Source organism: Salmonella sp. 32020114201800008SM, assembly GCF_017572025.1.
Lineage (GTDB): Bacteria > Pseudomonadota > Gammaproteobacteria > Enterobacterales > Enterobacteriaceae > Salmonella > Salmonella enterica.
The window spans coordinates 207,785-223,472 of sequence record NZ_JAGEQM010000001.1 but is presented as its reverse complement, the minus strand read 5'-3'; the positions used below and the strand labels follow the sequence as shown (position 1 = coordinate 223,472).

The following is a 15,688-nucleotide window of genomic DNA, read 5'->3' as shown; positions in this document are numbered from 1 at the left end:
ATCAGGCATGACCTGCCGGATGGCGGCACTTACACATTTTATCCGGCGTCACACCATATCCAACGCGGTTTTCCCTTTTGGCGTAGGCCAGGCGTTGTCCAGTAAGGCAAGTTCGTTTGCTGACAAGGTAATCTCAAGCGCCGCCGCATTTTGCTTCACGTGTTCTGTACTTCCGGCTTTCGGGATCGCCATCACGCCCGGATGCGCAATCACCCACGTCAGTAAGATTTGCGCCGCCGTAGCGTTATGCGCTTGCGCAATTTCATTCACCACCGGATGATTCAGTAAACCGCTACGTAACCGGCCAGCCTGCGCCAGCGGGCTATAGGCCATCACTGGCATTCGCTGTTGTTGACACCACGGCAATAAATCATACTCAATACCGCGTGACGCCAGATGATAGAGCACCTGATTTGTCGCGCATTGCTGTCCCCCAGGGATGCGCCACAGCGCCTGCATATCGTCATAATCAAGATTAGAGACTCCCCAACGGCGAATTTTTCCCTGCGCGATTAGCCGCTCCATACCTTCAACGGTCTCTTCGAATGAAAAGCTTCCGGTCCAGTGCAATAGATAGAGATCGAGATAATCTGTTTTCAGACGACGCAGGCTTTCTTCACAGGCGGCAACTATCTTCTGGCCGCCAGCGTTCCACGGGTACACTTTTGACACCAGAAATGCCTCATCGCGTCGCCCTGCTAACGCCTCGCCCACGACCTTTTCCGCCCCGCCGTCGGCATACATTTCCGCTGTATCAATAAGGCGTAACCCCAAATCCAGCCCCGCGCGCAACGCCGAAACCTCGCGCTGACGTTGATCCGCGCGCTCGCCCATATACCATGTTCCCTGTCCGATGGCAGGAAGCGTCACCTGCCCGCAAAACGTTACGTTTTTCACTGATTTCATTTCCTTTTCAATGTCACTCGACGGTAAAACAATACAGGACTCTTAGACCCTACGGTAATGTCCGGCATCATACCGCGCAAGGGGGGCGATTTTCTTGTCACTGACGAACGTCATCTGCAATCATGTCGACGATGCGGGTAATATGCGCGGCGGGTCGCTGATTCAGTAATAATTGACGCATCACATTCATATAGGGCGTCACATGTTGAAAGAACTCCAGATATCCTTTACAGAGATAATTTTGCCGTTCGCCGCCGTCCATACAAATTCGATGTTTCGGACAACCGCCGTGACAGGCAAAGCGCCACGTACAGTTCTGGCAGCGTGAAGAAAGGTTTGCTTTAGCCGCGCCAAACTGCTGCTGAAAAGGAGAGGCCGCCATTTCTTCTAAAGAGTGTTGCTGCAGATTGCCCAGTTTATAGGCGGGAAAAACAAAATGGTCACAGCTAAACACGTCGCCATTCTGCTCCACCAGCAAACTTTGCCCGCAGGTCGACTGCATCGTACAAAGCGTGGCGGGCTCCCCCATCCAGACGCCAAGTAAGTTGTCAAAAAGCTGTACGAATATGCGTCCGACATCGTGACGTATCCATTGATCAAAAACATCGCACATAAAGGCGCCCCACCCTTCAGGCGTGACGGAAAAGGGCATCAGCGAAGGCGAATCTTCATTGTCAGATAACGTCAAAGAACGCTGCGCTTTTTGCGCGAGCGGCTCAACAATGGGAATAAATTGCAGGTGTTTACTTTCCAGTTCCTGCGTCAAAAAATGATAAATAGCGTTGCCATGACGGCATGACGCATCATTCACGACAGTGAGCGTATTGAACTCGACATCATTTGCCTGCAGAAGGCGGATAGCATTAACGACTCGGGAAAAAGACGCCCGCCCTGACGGTGTTTTCCGGTAATTATCATGAACGACTTGCGGCCCATCAATCGATATACCAATCAGGAACTGATGCTGCGCAAAGAATGCCGCCCACTCTTCATTGATTAATACGCCATTGGTTTGCAGACTGTTGTAGATAGTTTTGCCGTTGGCATAGCGTTGCTGCAAGCGCACCACTTTTTGGTAAAAAGAAAGACCGCATAGCGTCGGCTCTCCCCCCTGCCAGCAAAACGAGACCTCTGAGGATGGCGTATCATCAATTACCCGGCGGATATACGTCTCCAGCACATCGTCAGACATGACGCGCTGCCCCCGGGGTTTATCAAGATAGAAACAGTACTTGCAGGATAAGTTACACAGACTGCCGCTGGGCTTGGCTACGGTATTGAATACTATGCTCATTCGTCTTACTCGCTGTGAAGAATGGGTATAGCATAAGCGGGACGTGACAGGGCGATATCAGCCAGCATTGCAACAATTATTACGCTAATTGTTAGCGCAGTTGTAATCACCTGGATTTTTCATATAAAAGGCTAGTTTTTTAAATTGATGTAACAAAGTATAAATCACATAAGGCTGCGCCATACCCGGTCAACAGCGCATTTATGCAAGCCGTCATGTTCGCGTTTCAGACAGCACAAAGCCCGCATAACGCAGGCTTTGTCGTGGTTTTTCCGGCAAATTCAATCAATCAGAATCTATAGGTCACGCCAGTAGAAAGGATACCGGTCCAGGATTTATCCACCATCGGGCTGTCGGTAATTTCATCCGACAGGCGGGTGTAGCGCGCAGTACCATATACGCTCCAGTTACCGGCGAAATTATAGTTAGCGCTAAGTTCAAGATACGGGTTCCAGCTATCGTTCGGGTTATAGCCGCGCAGGCCGCTACGCGAAGATTCTTTACGTGATACGCCGTAATAGTAATCGTTCTGGTTCTCGCTATTCCATTCAACCCCGATACCAGGCGTTAAGGTCAGCCCGCCATTGGTATACCGATACAGCCAGGCCAGATCCCAGACAATACCGTTACTGTTATCCAACGTATCCCCTGCCAGTGAGGTACGCAGGAATCCATACTGGGTGTGATGCGCGTAAGAAACGCCCGCCATCATAGTACTTTTACGCCTGTCCAGACGACGCAACTGATGGTCATCGCTGTCGCCCGGTTTGAAGTACATCGGGGACCAGTATGCCATGATTGACAACTTATCGGCATTGTCATTCCACAAGTAGTACCCGCCGCCCAGACCACGGAACCAGAAGTTTTCGCTTTCATAAGCGATGACCGGTATCGGATAAACATCGCTATCGTAATCTTTATAAGGGTGTTCAACCACACCAACGCCTGCGCCCAACGTCAGGTTGCTTTCAGCGTGCGCGACGCTGGCGGATGTTGCAATAAACACGCCAAGAGCCAGAAGTTTAAGTTTGGTCACAATCCATAATTCCTTATTCAAATGTTCTGCGGCAAAAGTGTAACCGCCAATACCTGTAAGCCCAACTATTTTACACAATGTAACCGTTTAATATCACCACAACCGATTATTTTCAGATGATCGGCTGATGATCGTTATGTGACCGGGAACGCTTTTTCTGATATCCACCAGCCTTTTCTACCTGATGAGTTATTGATATGTCATCGAAATCCACTGACGCGTACAGGCAAGTTTTGCAAATGCCATCTACGCTTAATGTTAAGAAGGTGTATCACCGGACACGTTGATCTTCTGACCAATAAAATGGCATGAGAGTTGCTTTTTTTCCCTTAGCAGAGACGGCGTTCAGTCTACCTCTTCCGGGAGCCTCTACTATTCATATGAACGGCTCTTAACATGTGCGAAAAAACGAAAGGATGGCATATCATGAATATATTCGATCACTATCGCCAGCGTTACGAAGCTGCCAAGGACGAAGAGTTCACACTGCAGGATTTTCTTACCATTTGTCGGCAAGATCGCAGTGCTTATGCCAACGCGGCAGAGCGGCTATTAATGGCTATCGGCGAGCCTAATATGGTCGACACTGCCCAGGAACCCCGACTTTCCCGACTCTTCTCCAACCGGGTTATTGCTCGCTATCCTGCGTTTGAAGAGTTTTACGGCATGGAAGACGCGATTGAACAGATTGTCTCTTATCTGAAACATGCGGCGCAAGGGCTGGAAGAGAAGAAGCAAATTCTCTATTTGCTGGGACCTGTGGGGGGTGGCAAATCATCGCTCGCTGAACGGCTGAAATCGCTAATGCAGCGCGTGCCAATTTATGTTTTAAGCGCCAACGGCGAGCGTAGTCCGGTCAACGATCATCCGTTATGCCTGTTTAATCCGCAGGAAGACGCGCAGATTCTGGAAAAAGAGTACGGTATTCCGCGCCGCTATCTCGGTACGATTATGTCCCCGTGGGCGGCCAAACGCCTGCATGAGTTTGGCGGCGATATTACTAAATTCCGCGTGGTGAAAGTCTGGCCCTCCATTCTGGAGCAGATTGCCATCGCCAAAACGGAACCCGGCGATGAAAACAACCAGGATATTTCGGCGCTGGTCGGCAAGGTGGATATTCGTAAACTCGAACATCACGCCCAGAACGATCCGGATGCGTATGGTTACTCTGGCGCGCTGTGCCGCGCTAACCAGGGGATCATGGAGTTCGTCGAGATGTTTAAAGCGCCTATTAAGGTGCTGCACCCCTTGCTGACCGCAACTCAGGAAGGTAACTACAATGGCACGGAAGGTATTTCCGCCCTGCCCTTTAATGGCATCATACTTGCCCACTCAAACGAATCTGAATGGGTGACTTTCCGTAACAATAAAAATAACGAAGCGTTCCTCGACCGTGTCTATATTGTGAAGGTGCCTTATTGCCTGCGAATCTCCGAAGAGATCAAAATCTACGAGAAACTACTTAATCATAGCGAGCTGGCTCATGCGCCCTGCGCGCCGGGCACGTTGGAAACGCTTTCGCGCTTCTCGATTCTTTCCCGCCTGAAAGAGCCGGAAAATTCCAGTATTTACTCGAAAATGCGCGTTTATGACGGTGAAAGCCTGAAAGATACCGACCCCAAAGCTAAATCGTACCAGGAGTATCGCGACTATGCGGGTGTGGACGAAGGGATGAACGGTCTCTCCACCCGATTCGCCTTTAAGATCCTCTCCCGCGTATTCAACTTCGACCATGCGGAAGTGGCGGCAAACCCGGTACATCTGTTCTACGTTCTGGAACAACAAATCGAGCGCGAGCAGTTCCCGCAGGAGCAAGCTGAGCGTTATCTGGAGTTCCTGAAAGGCTACCTGATCCCGAAATACGCCGAATTTATCGGCAAGGAGATCCAGACGGCCTATCTCGAATCTTACTCTGAGTACGGGCAGAACATTTTTGATCGTTACGTGACTTATGCGGATTTCTGGATTCAGGATCAGGAGTATCGCGACCCGGATACCGGTCAACTGTTCGATCGCGAGTCGCTGAACGCCGAACTGGAAAAAATTGAAAAACCAGCGGGTATCAGTAACCCGAAAGATTTCCGTAATGAGATAGTAAACTTTGTCCTGCGCGCCAGAGCCAACAATAGCGGCCGTAATCCAAACTGGACCAGTTACGAGAAGCTGCGCACGGTGATTGAGAAAAAAATGTTCTCCAATACTGAAGAGCTGTTGCCGGTCATTTCTTTTAACGCCAAAACGTCGACTGACGAGCAGAAAAAGCATGACGACTTTGTCGATCGGATGATGGAAAAAGGGTATACCCGTAAACAGGTTCGTTTGCTGTGCGAGTGGTACCTGCGCGTGCGTAAATCGTCGTGATGTTAATGCCCGGTGGCGCTTGCGCTTACCGGGCCTACAAAGTAATGTTCTGTAGACTGGCTAAGCGTTAGCGCTATCCGGCACTGACAGAACAGGCGCTCAGTTGGCAGTACGGGGGGCATATGACCTGGTTCATAGACCGACGTCTTAACGGCAAAAATAAAAGCACGGTGAATCGCCAGCGCTTTTTGCGTCGTTATAAAGCACAAATTAAGCAGTCGATTTCCGAAGCGATTAATAAACGCTCTGTGACCGATGTCGACAGCGGAGAGTCCGTCTCTATTCCAACCGATGATATTAGCGAACCGATGTTTCATCAGGGGCGCGGCGGTCTGCGCCATCGCGTCCATCCGGGTAACGATCACTTTATCCAGAATGATCGCATTGAGCGTCCGCAAGGCGGTGGCGGCGGCGGTTCCGGTAGCGGTCAAGGTCAGGCCAGCCAGGACGGCGAAGGCCAGGATGAGTTTGTTTTTCAGATTTCAAAAGATGAGTATCTGGATCTGCTCTTTGAAGATTTAGCGCTGCCTAATCTGAAAAAAAACCAGCATCGCCAGCTTAACGAGTATAAAACTCACCGCGCCGGTTTCACCTCAAACGGCGTGCCGGCCAATATCAGCGTGGTACGTTCGCTACAAAACTCTCTGGCGCGCCGTACAGCAATGACGGCAGGAAAACGCCGCGAACTGCACGCGCTGGAAACGGAACTGGAGACCATCAGCAAAAGCGAACCAGCGCAACTGCTTGAAGAGGAGCGGTTACGTCGGGAGATTGCCGAACTACGGGCTAAAATCGAGCGGGTGCCGTTTATCGACACTTTTGATTTACGCTATAAAAATTATGAAAAACGACCTGAGCCCTCCAGCCAGGCGGTGATGTTCTGTCTGATGGACGTCTCGGGTTCGATGGACCAGGCAACCAAAGATATGGCCAAGCGTTTTTACATTCTGCTTTATCTGTTTTTGAGCCGAACGTATAAGAACGTCGAAGTGGTTTATATCCGCCACCATACCCAGGCGAAGGAAGTGGATGAACATGAGTTCTTTTATTCGCAAGAGACCGGCGGGACGATTGTCTCCAGCGCGCTTAAACTCATGGACGAAGTAGTTAAAGAGCGCTACGACCCCGGTCAGTGGAACATCTATGCGGCGCAAGCGTCAGACGGTGATAACTGGGCCGACGACTCACCGCTGTGCCATGAGATTCTGGCGAAAAAGCTGCTGCCGGTAGTGCGCTATTACAGCTATATCGAGATTACCCGCCGCGCCCACCAGACCTTATGGCGCGAGTATGAACATCTGCAGGCGACGTTCGATAACTTCGCCATGCAGCATATTCGCGATCAGGAGGATATTTATCCGGTATTCCGCGAATTGTTTCAGAAACAGAGCGCCAATCAAAGTGCATAACCCTAAACCTGCCCGTTGTTATTACGGGCAGGTTTATTAGCAACTTAACATTCACCCTTCGCGACTGATATCATTATTCGCGTATAGCATGAATAAAGCTGTTCTGGCCTATGTTACAAATTGATTCGTTAGCGCTATGCCTTTGCGTTAATATTACAAACACCACGGCCATTCCATGCCTGGCAACGGCGGCAACTCCATACCATCTGGATCAAAGAGAGTACACCAGTGTACATGTTCACCAACGGGCTTAACTTCAGCTGCTGGAACTCTTTCAGGCGCCTGGTCGTCTGCCATAACCGATGCGGAAAAACCCGCCGCCAATAATGTAAAAAGCGAGATAGCAGCCATTTCTTTCAACTTTTTCATCATTCCCCCTACAGGAATAAGAGAATAACTAAATTATCCTTACCGCTCGACGCTCCTTTCACGGTAATAATAATGGTTTTCCTATTTTTAAAAGAAATAACGTAACATCGTTACCTGAAAATTTACTTTCGCTACCATTAATAACCATTGAAAATATCAACACATCGAATTATTGCCGTAATTAAACCGAGAATGATTTTTATTCCATAACATCAACACGTTTTATTTTTAAACAGTCTATTAGAGGAATTCTCATCGCTATGGTAAACTAACGCATCCGACTTTCAGGGCTGTAGTTCATCATGAATTTGCATCATAAAGCGCTCAGGCACTTTATCTCGGCAAGCGTCATCGTTTTGACATCGTCCTTCCTGATTTACGAACTTATTGCCAGCGACAGGGCAATGAATGCCTATATGCGTTATATCATGGAGAGAGCCGATTCGTCGTTTTTGTACGATAAGTACCAGAATCAGAGCATCGCCGCACATTTGATGCGAACTTTTGAAGCGCCGGGAGACCCCGTCACCGCAGAAAAACGCCGCGCGTTTTGCGACGCCTTTGAGGCTATTAACGGTACGCACGGTGTCAACCTGACCCGGCATAATTATCCGGCGCTACATGGTACCCTGCAAACCGCCGCTACACAGTGTACCGATAATCTTGATGACGCCCTTTTACTGCCTGCATTTGATCAGGCGGTAAGCATCAACCGTTCGCAGGACGACCACAGTCACGGGCTGGGCACACTGGAGCTTAAATTCCGTTATTACGTTGATTTAAATAAACATTATGTCTATTTCTATGATTTAATCAACTCACGGCGCTTCGCCATGCATCGTTGGACTTTTTTACAAAAAGGCACAATGGGTATTAACAGAAAAGATATAGATAAACTTTTTACCGGCCGTACGGTTATTTCAAGTATTTACATGGATGATATTACCCAGGAAAACGTCATGAGCTTTTTAACGCCAGTCTATCTGGCGGGAACGTTAAAAGGTATCGTGATGGTGGATGTTAACCAGGATAATTTAAAAAATATTTTTTATACCCAGGACCGTCCGCTGGTTTGGCGTTATCTTAACGTAACACTAAAGGATATGGACTCCGGAAAAGAAATTATTATTAATCAAAGCAAAAATAATCTGTTTCAATATGTGAATTATAGCCATGATATCCCTGGTGGGCTGCGCGTTTCGTTGTCCCTTGATTTAACCTATTTCCTTGTCTCGTCCTGGAAAGCGCTGGCCTTTTACTTACTGGCAACGGCGCTCCTGCTTAATATGGTACGGATGCACTTTCGGCTTTATCGCAACGTCACACGCGAAAATATTAGCGATGCCATGACCGGGCTTTACAACCGTAAAATATTAACACCGGTGCTGGAACAGCGACTGCAACGCCTGGTCAATACCGGGACGCCGGTGACATTTGTCGCTATTGATTGCGATAGGTTAAAACTGATCAACGATACCCAGGGGCACCAGGAAGGCGACCGAATTATAACCCTGTTGGCGAAAGCGATTAAAACATCGATTCGTAAAAGCGATTACGCCATTCGCCTCGGCGGCGATGAGTTCTGTATTATTCTTGTTGATTACGCGGCGGATTTGGCTATCCATCTGCCGGAGCGTATTATTCGTAACCTGCAAATTATCGCACCGGATAAGACAGTCCATTTTTCTGCCGGGATTTATAATATGCAGCCCAATGATACGATTAATGATGCCTACCAGGCTTCCGATGCGCAGCTCTATCTGAACAAACAACAAAAACAACATCGTTCATCATAGTGCTTCGCAGTAAATGTTCATATTGCACCAGGAGTGAGAAATGGCCGAAATGACTGAAGTCGCGAAGGGTGTCGCTACACACCAACGTTTAGTGGCTTTATTAACCCAGGAGAACGCGCGCTATCGTGTGGTGAGCCATGAAGCAGTAGGAAAATGCGAAGCGGTATCTGAAATACGCGGTACTGCGCTGGGCCAGGGCGCAAAAGCGCTGGTCTGTAAAGTCAAAGGCAACGGCGTCAACCAGCACGTTCTTGCTATTCTGGCGGCCGATCAGCAAGCCGACCTCTCTCAGCTTGCTTCACATCTGGGCGGCTTACGCGCTTCCCTTGCCAGCCCGGCGGAAGTCGATATGCTGACCGGCTGCGTTTTTGGCGCGATCCCGCCTTTCAGTTTTCACCCTAATCTGAAACTGGTCGCCGATCCGCTCCTGTTTGAGCGTTTCGATGAAATTGCCTTTAATGCCGGCCTGCTGGAAAAATCAGTCATTATGAATACACAGGACTATCTGCGCATCGCCCGACCAGAACTGGCAGTCTTCCGCCGCTTTCAGTCATCGCCAACGGCTTAGTCCCCTCCCCCTTCAAGGAGCAATACCGACACAACGATAATGATAAAAATGGCGAAAAACGACGCCGTAATCATCAGCGCTTCAAGAAACGGTGGATCGTACATAATTGTATCCTCAGGAAGACAACAATGACGGTTCACCTGTTAGCAATACGCGGCGTTGATGGCAATTTAATGACAACGCCGTTTTTCACGTAGAGATTGTCTTTCAGGCAGTTGCCTGAAATCCGCATCAATCGTTAAAAAGGCCTGTGCGCTTTGCCGTTTGGGCGTAAAGTAGTCAGGCTTACTTTTTGGCAAGGAAACCATAATGTTTGATGTCACTCTGCTGATCCTGCTCGGACTGGCAGCTCTGGGATTTATCAGCCACAACACCACTGTCGCCGTCTCAATTCTGGTGCTGATTATTGTCCGCGTAACCCCGTTGAATACCTTTTTTCCCTGGATTGAAAAACAGGGACTCACCGTCGGGATTATCATTCTGACCATCGGCGTAATGGCTCCCATCGCCAGCGGAACCCTACCGCCCTCCACATTGATCCACTCTTTTGTGAACTGGAAATCGCTGGTCGCGATTGCCGTCGGCGTTTTCGTCTCCTGGCTGGGCGGTCGCGGCATTACGCTGATGGGAAACCAACCGCAGCTCGTCGCCGGGCTGCTGGTCGGTACGGTACTTGGCGTCGCGCTGTTTCGCGGCGTGCCGGTCGGCCCACTGATTGCGGCGGGGCTGGTCTCTTTAATTGTGGGGAAGCAGTAACTCGCCCGTCAGATACTGGCCTGGCGTCTGCCCCAGGCCTTTTTTAAACATGGTAATGAATGCCGTGGTGGAATCATAACCCAGCATTTGCGCCGTCTGCTGTACATTACGTCCCGCGATCAGCGCTTGTAGCGCCAGGATTAATTGCAACTGATGACGCCAGCGACGAAAGCTTAGTCCCGTCTCTTTGACGACCAGCCGGGCAAGGTTACGCTCGCTCATCGCGAATACGCTGGCCCACTGCCCTAATGTATTCCATCGCGCGGGCTCCTGCGCCATTGTCTCAACCATTTGGCGGATTTTCGGATGCCCCGATACCGGTAATTGCAATTGTTCCTGCGGCTGCTGCGGCAGTTCATCAAACAACACCTGAATAAGGCGCTGCGTTGGCATTTGCGCTCTTTCGGAATCGGTTCTGCGCGCCAGCGACAAAATCAACTCCCGGCATAACGGCGAAATTTTCAGCGTGCAGCAACGCTCCGGCATGACGACCGCCGCAGGTTCAATAAATAAAAAGCACAGCTCCGCCCCTGCGGTCACATGATTACTGTGCGGCAGCGAGCCGGGGAGCCAGACGGCATACTGGGGCGGAACCATCCACATCGCATTTTCCACCTCACAGGTGATCGCGCCGTGCAGAGCGAGAATCAACTGTCCCTTGCGATGCTGATGGCGAGGGCTAAACAGTTCATCATCCCTGGCGCGAATACAAAAGGCCACAGCAGCATCGTGGTGAAGGTCGGGATCGTAACCGTCCAGTCTCAGGCCAATCATTATATTGTCCGATTTTAGCGATAAATTGTCATTTTAGCTTGATTCATCCAAACAGTAAAAACTGTTAAGGTATCGCCTCGCCTGACGAGATGAGAAAACGATGACGACAGCCCTTTCACCACGCGGCAAACAGGGCGCTTTACTGATTGCCGGTATTTTGATGATAGCCACTACGCTGCGCGTAACATTTACCGGCGCTGCGCCGTTGCTGGAGACAATCCGTTCGGATTACGGTCTTTCCACCGCCCAGACGGGCCTGCTAACAACCTTGCCGCTTCTGGCGTTTGCACTGGTTTCACCACTGGCGGCCGGTATTGCGCGCCGGTTCGGGATGGAACGTAGTCTGTTTGCCGCAATGCTGCTGATTTGCGCGGGTATTGCCCTCCGCTCCCTGCCCTCCGCTGCATTGTTATTTGCCGGAACTGCCATTATTGGGTGCGGGATCGCGCTGGGTAATGTGCTGCTACCAGGATTGATTAAGCGCGATTTTTCACAACATGTCGCCAGGCTGACGGGCGCGTACTCATTGACGATGGGCGCCGCCGCCGCGTTGGGGTCTGCGCTGGTGGTTCCGCTGGCGTTGCACGGTTTTGGCTGGCGCGGCGCGCTGTTAATGCTGATGCTGTTTCCGCTGTTGGCGTTTCTTATCTGGTTGCCGCAGTGGCGCACTACCCGCTCAGCTAACCTGAGTAGCTCCCGGGCATTCCATGAACGCGGTATCTGGCGTTCGCCTTTAGCCTGGCAAGTTACGTTGTTTCTGGGACTTAACTCACTGATTTATTATGTGATTATCGGCTGGTTACCAACAATACTCATCAGCCACGGTTACAGCGAAGCACAGGCAGGATCGCTACATGGCCTGCTGCAACTGGCGACCGCGGCGCCTGGGTTAGCCATTCCGCTTATTTTGCATCGCTTTAACGATCAACGCTGGATTGCCGCGCTGGTCTCACTATTGTGCGCACTGGGCGCGGCGGGGCTTTGGTTTGTGCCGGGCCAGGCGATCATCTGGGCGCTACTGTTCGGCTTCGGTTCAGGCGCGACGATGATCCTCGGCCTGACGTTTATCGGCCTGCGCGCCAGTTCGGCGCATCAGGCGGCGGCGCTTTCCGGCATGGCGCAGTCGGTCGGGTATTTACTGGCGGCATGTGGGCCGCCCGTCATGGGAAAACTTCATGATGCCAGCGGTAGCTGGTATCTGCCGCTATCGGGCGTAACGGTTCTGGCTATCATCATGGCGATTTTCGGCCTCTACGCCGGACGCGATCGAGAGATAGCGTCATAAATAAACCTGATACCCACTTGAATGCCTGATGACGCTTCGTTTATCAGGCCTGATCCATTAAAATCATTACCGCTATCCGACAAAAGTACCGTAAGCGACACCATCACAGGAGGGAAAAATGCGAATCCAGTGTAAGCGCGTCTATTTCCCGGCGGAAAAAGACGATGGTTATCGGGTATTGGTTGACAGGCTATGGCCACGCGGCATTAAAAAAGCAGCGCTGGTCTATGATGAATGGAATAAGGCCATTACGCCCTCCACCGAATTGCGCAAAGCCTTTCATAGCGAACTGATTGATTTTAACCACTTCGCGCAGCAATACCGGGCAGAACTTGCGCAACAGCATCACGAAGGCAAACGGCTGGCGGATATTGCCCGACACCAGCCGCTAACGTTGCTATACGCCGCTAAAGATACTCGCCAGAACCATGCCATTGTGCTGGCAGAGTGGCTACGAGAGCTGTGATTGTCGTGCCGCCGCCTGGCCTGGTTGTCTGTCCGGGGACAACGGCATCAAATGTTCTGCCCGCACCCAGGCAAAACCGTGCTGGCCATCGGCGGAGGCTACATCGCCCGTGACCAGCCACAGCGCCCGAGGCGCTTCTTTCGGCAGTAAGGTGACGTGTCCATTTACCGGGTTAATGAATTCATCTCCGGGTTGGCACAGGCAAAATAGCTCAACCGACTTACCAATATTCCGCCGTCCGGCGGTTGTCTTAGCGCCAATAACTATTGCCAACGCGCCCGGCTTTAACTGAAACATATTTTCTTGCGCCGCATGAAACTCATTATCAGATTGTTCTTAATCATATCCCGTCGGACCGCAGGTTGTCACTTTTTCGTATCAGGGTGCTCTCTGCGCCATAATGTCCACTCATCAATGATTTCGCCATTGGGCAATTTGCAATCGGAACGCACGCCTTGTGGGGTCTGCACCGGCATCAGCGTACCGCCTTGTTGCTCACAATAGACGGCTGCCGGATTAGGCATCCCAATGCGCGGCGGCCTGGGGGCGTTGGGTTGCGACGATGAACAAGCGCTCAGCAGCAATACGCCTGGCAACGCAATCCACGTAAATTTCATAACGACTCCTTAAAGCGATATTTTGTCCAGGATAACCTGGCGGGTACGCTATTTCCATACTTTCTGTCAGCGCTTTAGCGGGTGTTTATCCCGGGTTAAGTCAGTAATAGCCACGCCCTGTCACAAAGCAACCGACCTTTTGTCGCTGAGAAAACCCTGCTATTCTGGCGCCCCCTGAACAGTGAAGGTAATAGCATGAGAGTGGGTATCCTCTTCCCTGTCGTCATTTTCATTACGGCAATATTATTTTTGGCATGGTTTTTTATTGGCGGTTACGCCGCGCCGGGAGCATAACCATGAGGAAAACAACGATGGTGTTGATGGGCATCGCGCTAATTGCGGTGGCGGGTACCGAACTGGGCTGGTGGTAAATTCATTTTGAATAATAAAGGCTACCTGTCGTAGCCTTTATTATCTCTGAAAGTTCTGCGTTTAGCTTTTGATTTTTCTGTAGATTAACAGCACGACAATCGCGCCGATCACCGCGACTGCAAAGCTGCCGAAGTTGAAACCATCCACTTTGCCAAAGCCAAAGAACGTACTGATCCATCCTCCGACTACCGCACCAACGATCCCCAGAATGATCGTCATAAAGAATCCGCCGCCATCTTTACCTGGCATGATCCACTTAGCCAAAATACCCGCAATAAGTCCAAAAATAATCCATGAAAGAATGCCCATTTTTTCCTCACTTATGTCTTAACGTTAGCGGTTTATTTGCCGTTAAAAAGAATAGCACATCGTCAGGAAAGTGAAGTTTGTGATATCCATCACCTTTTAGCGCCGTGGATAAAAGCGCATAAATATCAGGGTTGCAATCATTAATGATAACGATTATCTTTATCAACGCCGAGTAGTTGAGTTTATAACCCACCTGTTCGGTACGACATTGCTCACATTGCTTCCAGTATTATTTGCCCGCCTCACCGAGTGCGGGCTTTTTTTGCTAACCGCTATCTACCCCATGTCGAATTCATGGTCTTTTTTTAGCCGCGCTATTTTGCGTGATACGGGGTCATCTCCAGCGCAGTACATTCATCCTGCTTGTCCTGCTGCATAAAACCCACGGTCACCATAAACAAACCGATCATAAATGGCACTTCATAAAGCTCTTCAATCAAATCCGTGTAACGAGCGTTATGCAGGAATATCGGCGACAACCACCGATGATGCTCGACAGTGTCGGAAATCAGATATGAACATGCCGTCACGGCAAACAGCCACAATGGCAGAGGAACGTCCCGCAGACGACGAACAATCTCCTTACGGAGCCCGGCAGAAAACAGGACTGGCAAGACTAACGCAGCAATTAATATCACTGAAATCGTTCTGAACAGCATACGCGGCTCGTCAGGGAAATAGTCACGCCCCCAACTGGTGCTTCTACCCAACAGCACCACCCACCAGACAACAGCCCATAGCCAAAACTGCTTTGCCCCTTCGGGACGGGAAAGTGGCCGTATATACCAGGCGGTAAATAGCGCCCCAAACAGTAACCATAACGCTTGTCCGTTTTCAATCCATCGGACCACCACGCCGTTAAGCAAAGGCAATTGCCAGTCCGCCGTAAACGGGATGACCACAGCGGCAAGCGCAAGAGTAAGTGCTGACGAAGTTAATCGGGTATCGAGTTTCATGATTATAAGACTCTTCTGGTTTTTAATACCCAATCATAAGTTTTATGAATACGCTCTCATTAGCAAACAATGCGATATTCTTAATGTTTTCTTAATGTTTCTTTTCAACCCATGTCTGATGTAAATAAACAGCGCTTTTCAATACGCAAAAACCGCATCACGCTGGCGACGCGCGATGCGGCTTCTGATTTAAAAAATCACTTTATATCAAATAGATACTACAAGATCCTTACCAACCGCAAACGTCGTGTTCGTTTTCGGTATCGTAGGAACGCACGGTATTGACCAAATCCTTCACAACTTCTGCTGCAACTTCAGGTACCAGCAACGTCATCGGTGCTTCCGTTTCATAGTCCACAGAGACGCCGTTGCTATTATTCGTGACCGTGACGGTATAAGTAGCTTTTCCCATTA

Annotated in this window: 19 protein-coding genes; 8 read left to right on the top strand and 11 right to left on the bottom strand. The window is 50.1% G+C overall.

Annotated features, from left to right (window positions below; translation table 11 throughout):
- Positions 1-48: 48 nt before the first annotated feature.
- The 3 genes from J4613_RS01160 to J4613_RS01150 all read right to left on the bottom strand — a co-directional run bounded on the left by J4613_RS01160 (position 49) and on the right by J4613_RS01150 (position 3,236).
- Entirely contained in the window at positions 49-906 is an 858-nt protein-coding gene (locus J4613_RS01160; protein ID WP_072158829.1) for an aldo/keto reductase, read from the bottom strand.
- 97 nt (positions 907-1,003) lie between these two features.
- Positions 1,004-2,200 (bottom strand): anaerobic sulfatase maturase, encoded by a 1,197-nt coding sequence (locus tag J4613_RS01155; RefSeq protein WP_000029247.1) that lies wholly within the window; start codon positions 2,198-2,200, stop codon positions 1,004-1,006.
- 289 nt (positions 2,201-2,489) lie between these two features.
- Entirely contained in the window at positions 2,490-3,236 is a 747-nt protein-coding gene (locus J4613_RS01150; RefSeq protein ID WP_000163762.1) for a MipA/OmpV family protein, read from the bottom strand.
- Positions 3,237-3,662: 426 nt separating this feature from the next.
- On the opposite strand from J4613_RS01150, the gene yeaG reads away from it, so the two are divergent.
- Positions 3,663-5,597 (top strand): protein kinase YeaG, encoded by a 1,935-nt coding sequence (yeaG, locus tag J4613_RS01145; protein WP_001518010.1) that lies wholly within the window; start codon positions 3,663-3,665, stop codon positions 5,595-5,597.
- 122 nt (positions 5,598-5,719) lie between these two features.
- A complete protein-coding gene (locus J4613_RS01140) occupies positions 5,720-7,006 on the top strand; it encodes a YeaH/YhbH family protein (RefSeq protein ID WP_000219717.1) in 1,287 nt (428 codons plus the stop codon).
- Between the two features lie 153 nt (positions 7,007-7,159).
- Here J4613_RS01140 and J4613_RS01135 read toward each other — a convergent pair whose 3' ends face one another.
- The gene (locus J4613_RS01135) at positions 7,160-7,378 is read right to left on the bottom strand and encodes a hypothetical protein (protein WP_000976278.1); all 219 of its coding nucleotides are present in this window, start codon (positions 7,376-7,378) and stop codon (positions 7,160-7,162) included.
- Positions 7,379-7,677: 299 nt separating this feature from the next.
- On the opposite strand from J4613_RS01135, the gene dgcJ reads away from it, so the two are divergent.
- Together dgcJ and J4613_RS01125 are read left to right on the top strand one after the other, a co-directional pair.
- Positions 7,678-9,171, top strand: a complete 1,494-nt coding sequence (gene dgcJ / locus J4613_RS01130) for a diguanylate cyclase DgcJ (protein WP_001048658.1) — start codon at positions 7,678-7,680, stop codon at positions 9,169-9,171.
- Positions 9,172-9,220: 49 nt separating this feature from the next.
- Positions 9,221-9,739 carry a YbaK/prolyl-tRNA synthetase associated domain-containing protein gene (locus tag J4613_RS01125; RefSeq protein ID WP_023893413.1) on the top strand — a complete coding sequence of 173 codons (519 nt, stop codon included), beginning with the start codon at positions 9,221-9,223 and terminating at the stop codon, positions 9,737-9,739.
- Here J4613_RS01125 and yoaI read toward each other — a convergent pair.
- Positions 9,736-9,843, bottom strand: a complete 108-nt coding sequence (gene yoaI, locus J4613_RS01120) for a small membrane protein YoaI (protein WP_000272241.1) — start codon at positions 9,841-9,843, stop codon at positions 9,736-9,738. The genes J4613_RS01125 and yoaI overlap by 4 nt on opposite strands.
- Before the next feature lie 205 nt (positions 9,844-10,048).
- Here yoaI and J4613_RS01115 point away from each other — a divergent pair, with 205 nt between their 5' ends.
- Positions 10,049-10,495: a DUF441 domain-containing protein gene (locus tag J4613_RS01115; RefSeq protein ID WP_000460698.1), complete on the top strand. Its 447-nt coding sequence runs from the start codon at positions 10,049-10,051 to the stop codon at positions 10,493-10,495.
- Here the strand turns inward: J4613_RS01115 and J4613_RS01110 are convergent.
- Complete coding sequence (locus J4613_RS01110; protein ID WP_000579798.1) at positions 10,475-11,269, bottom strand: helix-turn-helix transcriptional regulator; 795 nt, start codon at positions 11,267-11,269, stop codon at positions 10,475-10,477. The genes J4613_RS01115 and J4613_RS01110 overlap by 21 nt on opposite strands.
- 100 nt (positions 11,270-11,369) lie before the next feature.
- Between J4613_RS01110 and J4613_RS01105 the strand changes: the two genes are divergently transcribed.
- Together J4613_RS01105 and J4613_RS01100 are read left to right on the top strand one after the other, a co-directional pair.
- Positions 11,370-12,554: a CynX/NimT family MFS transporter gene (locus J4613_RS01105; protein WP_111742378.1), complete on the top strand. Its 1,185-nt coding sequence runs from the start codon at positions 11,370-11,372 to the stop codon at positions 12,552-12,554.
- A 118-nt stretch (positions 12,555-12,672) separates the two neighbouring features.
- Positions 12,673-13,020, top strand: coding sequence for a DUF488 domain-containing protein (locus J4613_RS01100; protein WP_039517857.1), 348 nt, complete (start codon positions 12,673-12,675; stop codon positions 13,018-13,020).
- Here J4613_RS01100 and J4613_RS01095 read toward each other — a convergent pair.
- Positions 13,006-13,317 (bottom strand): hypothetical protein, encoded by a 312-nt coding sequence (locus J4613_RS01095; protein ID WP_000487135.1) that lies wholly within the window; start codon positions 13,315-13,317, stop codon positions 13,006-13,008. The genes J4613_RS01100 and J4613_RS01095 overlap by 15 nt on opposite strands.
- Positions 13,318-13,385: 68 nt before the next feature.
- Positions 13,386-13,637 carry a DUF333 domain-containing protein gene (locus J4613_RS01090; RefSeq protein WP_000673492.1) on the bottom strand — a complete coding sequence of 84 codons (252 nt, stop codon included), beginning with the start codon at positions 13,635-13,637 and terminating at the stop codon, positions 13,386-13,388.
- A gap of 195 nt (positions 13,638-13,832) precedes the next feature.
- Between J4613_RS01090 and J4613_RS01085 the strand changes: the two genes are divergently transcribed.
- Positions 13,833-13,931 (top strand): YoaK family small membrane protein, encoded by a 99-nt coding sequence (locus tag J4613_RS01085; protein ID WP_001589065.1) that lies wholly within the window; start codon positions 13,833-13,835, stop codon positions 13,929-13,931.
- 138 nt (positions 13,932-14,069) lie between these two features.
- Here J4613_RS01085 and J4613_RS01080 read toward each other — a convergent pair whose 3' ends face one another.
- The 3 genes from J4613_RS01080 to J4613_RS01070 form a co-directional block, all read right to left on the bottom strand.
- Entirely contained in the window at positions 14,070-14,318 is a 249-nt protein-coding gene (locus tag J4613_RS01080; protein ID WP_000512149.1) for a GlsB/YeaQ/YmgE family stress response membrane protein, read from the bottom strand.
- 314 nt (positions 14,319-14,632) lie between these two features.
- A complete protein-coding gene (locus J4613_RS01075; RefSeq protein ID WP_023202056.1) occupies positions 14,633-15,274 on the bottom strand; it encodes a nitric oxide reductase in 642 nt (213 codons plus the stop codon).
- Positions 15,275-15,503: 229 nt separating this feature from the next.
- A complete protein-coding gene (locus J4613_RS01070; protein WP_000513733.1) occupies positions 15,504-15,686 on the bottom strand; it encodes a DUF1869 domain-containing protein in 183 nt (60 codons plus the stop codon).
- Positions 15,687-15,688: the final 2 nt, after the last annotated feature.